Source organism: Pseudomonas sp. ESBL9 (genome assembly GCF_036668715.1).
In the GTDB taxonomy this organism is placed as follows: Bacteria; Pseudomonadota; Gammaproteobacteria; order Pseudomonadales; family Pseudomonadaceae; genus Aquipseudomonas; species Aquipseudomonas lundensis.
The window spans coordinates 59,465-67,119 of sequence record NZ_JAZEVV010000011.1 but is presented as its reverse complement, the minus strand read 5'-3'; the positions used below and the strand labels follow the sequence as shown (position 1 = coordinate 67,119).

At 51.7% G+C, this 7,655-nt stretch carries 7 protein-coding genes; 3 read left to right on the top strand and 4 right to left on the bottom strand.

The features are described from left to right. Positions 1–243: 243 nt before the first annotated feature. Positions 244–870 carry a response regulator transcription factor gene (locus tag V6F78_RS21700; protein WP_047274014.1) on the bottom strand — a complete coding sequence of 209 codons (627 nt, stop codon included), beginning with the start codon at positions 868–870 and terminating at the stop codon, positions 244–246. A gap of 989 nt (positions 871–1,859) precedes the next feature. Here V6F78_RS21700 and V6F78_RS21695 point away from each other — a divergent pair. Beyond that, positions 1,860–2,648: a hypothetical protein gene (locus tag V6F78_RS21695; protein ID WP_052959373.1), complete on the top strand. Its 789-nt coding sequence runs from the start codon at positions 1,860–1,862 to the stop codon at positions 2,646–2,648. 78 nt (positions 2,649–2,726) lie between these two features. On the opposite strand, the gene V6F78_RS21690 is transcribed toward V6F78_RS21695, so the two are convergent. Together V6F78_RS21690 and V6F78_RS21685 are read right to left on the bottom strand one after the other, a co-directional pair. Beyond that, complete coding sequence (locus V6F78_RS21690; RefSeq protein ID WP_047274012.1) at positions 2,727–3,944, bottom strand: argininosuccinate synthase; 1,218 nt, start codon at positions 3,942–3,944, stop codon at positions 2,727–2,729. Between the two features lie 128 nt (positions 3,945–4,072). Further along, positions 4,073–4,978, bottom strand: a complete 906-nt coding sequence (locus tag V6F78_RS21685) for a flagellar protein MotY (protein ID WP_047292478.1) — start codon at positions 4,976–4,978, stop codon at positions 4,073–4,075. A gap of 155 nt (positions 4,979–5,133) precedes the next feature. On the opposite strand from V6F78_RS21685, the gene pyrC reads away from it, so the two are divergent. Together pyrC and rnt are read left to right on the top strand one after the other, a co-directional pair. Beyond that, complete coding sequence (gene pyrC / locus V6F78_RS21680) at positions 5,134–6,180, top strand: dihydroorotase (RefSeq protein ID WP_332728235.1); 1,047 nt, start codon at positions 5,134–5,136, stop codon at positions 6,178–6,180. Further along, on the top strand, positions 6,177–6,848 hold the full coding sequence (gene rnt, locus V6F78_RS21675; protein ID WP_047274006.1) for a ribonuclease T: 672 nt from the start codon (positions 6,177–6,179) through the stop codon (positions 6,846–6,848). Before pyrC ends, rnt begins: the two co-directional genes overlap by 4 nt. 70 nt (positions 6,849–6,918) lie before the next feature. On the opposite strand, the gene V6F78_RS21670 is transcribed toward rnt, so the two are convergent. Then, positions 6,919–7,521: a peroxiredoxin gene (locus V6F78_RS21670; protein WP_094991542.1), complete on the bottom strand. Its 603-nt coding sequence runs from the start codon at positions 7,519–7,521 to the stop codon at positions 6,919–6,921. Positions 7,522–7,655 lie beyond the last annotated feature (134 nt).

Below are 7,655 nucleotides of genomic sequence, written 5' to 3'. Positions count from 1 at the left end.
GAGCACAAGGTCGGCAGCCTCGCGCTTGAATTCAGGAGTAAAGGAGCGGCGTTGTTTGGTCATCTGACACCTCGATCTGGCGAGCATTCTCGCCTAAATGGGTGTCCGGTTTCATTAGACCACTACAATCAGCTGGAAAGCCTCCTGCACAAAGAGGCTTTTTTTCTGGGAGCCAGAGCGTACGGCTATCTCGCTACACACGCGAGATAGCCGTCTAAAGGTGAAACGTAATGGCGCCGCCGTTCACACCAAGCCGTTTCGCTGAGCAAGCTCGATCAGATCAACCAGGGATCGGGCATTGAGTTTCAGTAACAAGCGCGTTTTGTATGTACTGACTGTCTTGTTACTCAAGAACATCCCGTCGGCAATGTCCTTGTTACTTTTCCCGCGCGCTAATTGCTGCAGCACCATCATCTCCCTGCCCGATAACCGATTAACCATATCGGCCTCACTGGCATTGCCGAGACTGGTACGCACTGAGTGCAATGCCTGATTAGGAAAGTAACTGTAACCCGACAACACCGCTTTTATTGCACTGAGTAACTCTGTCAGATCCTGCTGCTTGCATACATATCCCGCCGCCCCGGCTTGCATGCAACGCATGGAAAAATGTCCCGGCGCTTGTGAAGTTAAAACCAGTACTTTCACAGGCAGCGCCGGAGTTGAAAGACGAGCAATCACTTCCAGCCCGTCCAGCTTAGGTATCCCTATGTCGAGTATCACAATATCCGGCGCATGTTCACGCGCAAGTTGTAATGCATCCACACCGTTATCCGTCTCAGCAACGACTTCATAGCCATGTCGTTCCATGAGCATACGTACAGCAAGACGGATCACGGGATGATCATCCACGATCAGCACTTTATTCATGGGTAATTCCAATTTTCGCTGTTCGAATTTTTAGAGTCAGCACAATAGCCTAGTCGTAACACCCTGGGCATAGCGCCCCCCCCCGAGCACTAACAGCCAAAGACATCACCTACATAAAATAACGATTTTCCCTACAAAAAACTGCTCTAAAGAAAAGCTTCCCGCTTGTCAAAGCGTGGACATCCTCACGAAATAAAAACCGTATCCCACAGCATGTACGGACACACGATTAATCAAACGAGTGTTTTATTGCAATTCCATCGCACCTACGCAAGCGACACTTTGACGTAACACCATACATGTCATTTACTTCCTGAGATCCCTCCCTTATGTGGATTGACACATGCACCTGCTGCGTTTCAAAAACAGCCTTACACTCATTTACTTGTGACAAACCTTATATCAATGATATTCGTTGTGACAACACGTACAGACATGAAAATTCGTCTGAAGACAGTGGATACACATAAATATCACTACAAAATATTCTTAAACTATGCAGGCGAACCACACTAGCACGCTCTTATGTGCCGCCACACACGTTTAATCTCACCCGGCAAAATCTACTCTTATTTCTCAAGAAAGTATTTCAAATTATCACTTAAGGAAAGGTACTACAGATCATTCGGAAAAATATGCAAGAATCATTTAACTCATATTTTTACAGGACTCGCCATAACGCTGAAAACAGAGACATCAATGACGCATAAAACATCAGCGCGAGAAAGGATTAATCCCCGTAAAAACTCCTTCTTCGACTTGCGATCAGGACTACATCCAAAAAAATTTCAGGGGCAAAACATTCATCACCTATCGCCCACTTCAAACAACGTTAAACTTGCACATTCAAAACCCCACGTCTAAGTTTATAAATAGACACACTATTAAAAACGCCTAAGACCTCTTAATAACATCGAAAAATAATTTCCATCCGACTACTCTTACTTTCCTTCATTAATCGAGGTCTTTTCAGACAAATAGGTTCCCTTATGCTTAAGAGCAAACCCACCACCAAAAATCCGCTGACGGTGATTGCCATTTTCTCAATACTGACGCAAGCCTCAGCCTCCGTGTCCCTGCCTTACATTAACAAGGAGAATCAGGAGATCTACGTTTGGTTTTTAGTCGCTTTCCCAATTGCGCTGGTTATACTTTTCTTTATAACTTTAAATTTCAATAACAAAAGACTCTACTCGCCCTCGGATTTCTCAAATGAAAAAAACTTTTTAGAATCCAACATTCACGCAATACAACCAGGCAAAGAATGTCATGACAGTCTGCCTGCACGCTCGAAATCAGCGCCAAAAAAAATAACCGATCACCCAGACATCAGGTTTAGCTTTTGCACCCCGCACAACCTCATACTGCTGCCTCAAAGCCAAACACATGCCCAACAAGCCCACCTTAAACAAAGCACCAAAAAGACGCTCACAGAGGCTGGCAAACGGCATAAAGAAATGGATTCAGCCAAACACAAAACCTTTCGAAGGGCCATTACAGAGGGGTTGCACGTTGCCAACCTGACACGTTCGGACAAACACTTGATGAACAAACATGAACTTGAAGAAGTGCTGTCATTAATTTACGAAACCATGACCTCAGCAAGAAACCCGGCCGACAAAAACAAGGTGCTTATCCTATTAATCAATAGCCACGTCAACGCACTGATAAACAAACACCCTTTACCCCCCCTGATTTATAAAAAATTTCAGCTATGGGAGACAACCACTATTTTCACTTACAACACTGAAACAGACGCATTGAGCACAACCTATTGAACATATAGTCATGCCTAAACACTCACCTAAAAAAAACCCCGACCAGTGGCCGGGGTTTTTTTCGAAAGCCGCTCTTAATCAGAAAAAGCTACGGCCCTTGTTCGCCGCAATGCGCATGCGCAGTGCGTTTAGCTTGATAAAACCAGCTGCATCAGCCTGATTGTAAGCACCACCATCCTCCTCAAAAGTTGCAATATTTGCATCAAACAACGATTGATCGGACTTACGGCCGGTAACGATGACATTACCTTTGTAGAGTTTTAGACGAACTACACCATTCACGTGGGCTTGAGAGGCGTCAATCATCTGTTGCAACATAACGCGCTCCGGGCTCCACCAGTAGCCGGTGTAAATCAGGCTGGCGTATTTAGGCATCAACTCATCTTTCAAGTGCGCCACTTCGCGGTCCAGCGTAATCGACTCTATCGCCCTGTGAGCACGCAGCATGATGGTGCCGCCCGGGGTTTCGTAGCAACCACGGGATTTCATGCCAACGTAGCGGTTTTCAACAATATCCAGACGGCCAATGCCGTTTTCCCCACCAATGCGATTCAGAGTGGCCAAAACCGTCGCAGGCGTCATTTCAACGCCGTCCAACGCCACGATGTCGCCATTGCGATAGGTCAGTTCCAGATACGTCGGGGTGTTCGGCGCATCTTCCGGGGACTTGGTCCAGCGCCACATGTCTTCTTCGTGCTCGGTCCAGGTGTCTTCCAGCACACCGCCTTCGTACGAGATATGAAGCAGGTTGGCGTCCATGGAGTAAGGGGATTTTTTCTTACCGTGACGTTCGATAGGGATTGCATGCTTTTCAGCGTAATCCATCAATTTTTCACGCGAGAGCAGATCCCATTCACGCCACGGCGCAATGACTTTTACGCCGGGTTTCAGTGCGTAGGCCCCAAGCTCGAAACGTACCTGGTCGTTACCTTTACCGGTAGCACCGTGGGAAATGGCATCAGCGCCCGTTTCGTTGGCGATTTCAATCAGGCGTTTGGCAATCAGCGGACGAGCGATGGAGGTACCCAGCAGGTACTCACCTTCGTAAACAGTATTGGCGCGGAACATCGGGAACACGAAGTCTCGAACAAACTCTTCGCGCAGGTCGTCAATATAGATTTCCTTGACGCCCATGGCTTGCGCCTTGGCACGTGCAGGTTCGACCTCTTCACCCTGACCCAGGTCAGCGGTAAAGGTTACGACTTCACAGTTATAAGTATCCTGCAGCCACTTCAGGATCACCGAAGTGTCCAGGCCGCCCGAATAAGCCAGAACGACCTTGTTTACGTCCGCCATGCCATCACTCCACGGGTTGTTCGAAAAGCCGAACAGTCTACCGCTCAAGTTGCAGAAATTACAGAGGCGCGACAGCTTAAGACGACAAAGCGACAGTTAGTTTCAATAGCGCGACGACGGTGACTGCTTTAAGAGACGCTTGCAGGGTTTGTGGTACCTACAGGGGAAGTGGTTTTTTCCGGCGCGGCGACCCGTTCAAGCCGCACGCTGACACGGCGATTTCTTGCACGATTCGCAGCGCTGGAATTGCGCACCAACGGGTACTGTTCTCCGTGAAACCGCAGGGTGATTTGCGACTCTTGAATCCCGTTTTCTTTGAAGAAATCCATCACGGCCAAGGCTCGGCGCCGGGACAAATCACGATTGGTCAGACGATTACCGGAGTTGTCCGAGTGCCCATCCAGCGTGATGTGGTTTACCGAAGGATCTGCCTTCATGTATTCCACCATGACCTGTAAGTTTGCCCGCGCCTGATTGTCCAGATCGATCCCTCCCCCGGGAAAACCGATCTGGCTTTGACGTACCTGTTCAAAGTTTTTGGGTAACAGTTTGGTCGTACAGGCTTCGTAATCGCTATACGCCTGACGAAACTTGACGGGTAGCAAACGAACCTCGGACGTTCCGCTGGTCGAGGAATAATGCCTGACTAACGGAGTACGCCCCTCCAGCAAACCGCGCACCAGGCTTGCGGCCTGTGCCTGGGAACTGTTGAACAAGACTTGACCCCGACCAATACGTACCGAGCCAAGGTTGATATCTCCGCGCCCCGGCTGCCAGGGAGCTGCGGCAGCCAGCAACGTGGCAGAACCCTCACCGAGCATGGCGTTGAAGGCATTCAGGCGAAAAATGGCCTGTTCACCCGCACGGCGCACGAAAACCCCGGAACCGAAGTCCGTGATGGGCTGAATCAGACGGCACTCGAATTTGTCACCTTCCACCTTCCACTCGATATTCTCCAGACGGGTCTGGAAAGTCAGGGCCATGGCAGGCAGGCTGGCAAACATACTGAGTAGGGCTAGATAACGCTGGCGCACGGGCGGCTCCACAGGCTTGTACTGCAAAAAAACAGCAAACAGATAGACGACATTCTCAAAAGATATCGGTTAAGCGCCGCAAAACTTGATAGCGAGTGCCTGACTGAGTGTTTTCCGGTAGGATTCGCCTCAGTTTGACCCGCCTGGAATCCCCAATGTCCGACCGCCTGACCCTTCTGCGTCCCGATGACTGGCACATACATCTTCGAGATGGTGCTGTGTTGCCTCACACTGTCGCGGATGTAGCGCGCACTTTTGGCCGCGCCATCATCATGCCCAACCTGGTGCCTCCGGTGCGTAATGCCGCCGAAGCTGATGCCTATCGCCAGCGTATTTTGGCCGTTCGCCCTGCGGGTAGCCGCTTCGAGCCGCTGATGGTGCTCTATCTGACCGATCGCACACAGCCTGAAGACATTCGCACAGCCAAAGCCAGTGGTTTCGTACACGCTGCAAAGCTATATCCTGCAGGCGCAACGACCAACTCCGACTCTGGCGTCACCAGTATTGACGCTATTTTCCCGGTGCTGGAAACCATGGCTGAAGTCGGAATGCCCTTGCTGATTCACGGCGAAGTGACACGCACCGATGTGGACGTATTTGATCGCGAGAAAATCTTCATCGACGAGCACATGCGCCGTGTTGTAGAGCGTTTTCCGACGCTCAAAGTGGTGTTCGAACACATCACCACTGCGGACGCCGTGCAGTTCGTCAACGAAGCGTCCAGTCAAGTCGCCGCAACGATTACTGCTCATCACCTGCTTTACAACCGCAACCATATGCTGGTGGGGGGGATACGCCCGCACTTCTATTGCTTGCCGATCCTGAAGCGTAATACTCATCAGCATGCCCTGCTCGATGCAGCAACCAGCGGTAGCGAGAAGTTCTTCCTGGGGACCGACTCCGCACCGCATGCCCAGCACGCCAAAGAAGCGGCCTGTGGCTGCGCTGGTTGCTACACCTCCTACGCAGCCATCGAGTTGTACGCCGAAGCCTTCGAACAGCGTAATGCGCTGGACAAGCTGGAGGCTTTTGCCAGCCTCAACGGACCTCGCTTCTACGGACTGGCACCCAGCACCGAACACATCACACTGGTTCGCCAGGAGTGGACTGCCCCAACCAGCCTGCCGTTCGGTGAGCTGACCGTAATCCCGCTGCGCGCCGGTGAAAAACTGCGCTGGCGCCTGCTGGAGGAACAGCTGTGAGTGACGACCATTTCGACGATGAACATGAAGGCGGGCATGGCGGCCCACGTCACCCCATGGCTGAGCGCTTTCGCGGTTACCTGCCAGTGGTGATCGATGTTGAAACCGGCGGTTTCAACAGCTCAACCGATGCATTGCTGGAAATCGCAGCGGTCACGATCGGCATGGACGAGAAAGGCTTCGTGTTCCCTGAACACACCTATTTCCACCGCGTAGAACCGTTCGAAGGCGCCAACATTGAACCGGCTGCGCTGGAGTTCACCGGTATCAAGCTGGATCATCCATTGCGCATGGCTGTCAGCGAAGAAACAGCCCTGACTGACATCTTCCGCGGTGTTCGCAAAGCCTTGAAAGCCAATGGCTGCAAACGCGCCATCCTGGTTGGCCATAACAGCAGTTTCGACCTCGGCTTCCTGAACGCTGCGGTTGCTCGACTGGACATGAAACGCAACCCGTTCCATCCGTTCTCAAGCTTCGACACCGCCACACTGGCTGGCCTGGCGTACGGCCAGACTGTACTCGCCAAAGCCTGTCAGGCTGCTGATATCGACTTCGATGGGCGGGAAGCGCATTCGGCGCGTTACGACACCGAAAAAACGGCAGAGCTGTTCTGTGGCATCGTCAACAGCTGGAAGCAAATGGGCGGTTGGAAAGATTTCGACGACTGAGTCCGGGACTTTCTATCCTGCATAAAAAAACCGGACATAACGTCCGGTTTTTTATGCCCTCAACCGACGCTTACAGCTTGTCAGCATTCTCGGACAGGTAAGCCGCTACGCCCGCGGTGGAAGCCGTCATGCCTTTGTCGCCTTTTTTCCAGTTCGCAGGGCACACTTCGCCGTGCTCTTCGTGGAATTGCAGGGCGTCAACCAGACGCAGCAGTTCGTCCATGTTGCGGCCCAGAGGCAGGTCATTCACGACCTGCGAACGAACGATGCCCTTGTCATCGATCAGGAATGCGCCACGGAAAGCGACGCCGCCCTCAGATTCAACATCGTAGGCTTTGCAGATTTCGTGCTTCATATCGGCTGCCATGGTGTATTGCACCTGACCGATACCGCCGTTGTTTACCGGCGTGTTGCGCCATGCGTTATGGGTGAAGTGAGAGTCGATGGAGACTGCCACCACTTCTACGTTACGGGCTTTGAACTCAGGAATGCGGTGGTCCAGAGCAATCAGCTCGGACGGGCAAACGAATGTGAAGTCCAGCGGGTAGAAGAACACCAGGCCGTATTTGCCTTTGATCGCGGTGGACAGCGTAAAGCTATCAACGATTTCGCCATTGCCCAGAACGGCGGCGACGGTGAAGTCAGGGGCTTGTTTGCCTACGAGTACGCTCATGGATATCTCCTGATGTGCAGCGTGGTAAACGGGAGCTGGCCAGTCATGGGTAATGACACGGTTAACAATCAGCTCGCGCATGAAAAAAGATCGGCCATCATACACCGCTCGTCGGGTCCGGCCTCCCCCCTTTT

Coding starts and splice junctions, on each gene's coding strand:
- V6F78_RS21700 (WP_047274014.1), bottom strand. CDS start 870: ATGAATAAAGTGCTGATCGTGGATGATCATCCCGTGATCCGTCTTGCT.
- V6F78_RS21695 (WP_052959373.1), top strand. CDS start 1,860: ATGCTTAAGAGCAAACCCACCACCAAAAATCCGCTGACGGTGATTGCC.
- V6F78_RS21690 (WP_047274012.1), bottom strand. CDS start 3,944: ATGGCGGACGTAAACAAGGTCGTTCTGGCTTATTCGGGCGGCCTGGAC.
- pyrC (WP_332728235.1), top strand. CDS start 5,134: ATGTCCGACCGCCTGACCCTTCTGCGTCCCGATGACTGGCACATACAT.
- V6F78_RS21670 (WP_094991542.1), bottom strand. CDS start 7,521: ATGAGCGTACTCGTAGGCAAACAAGCCCCTGACTTCACCGTCGCCGCC.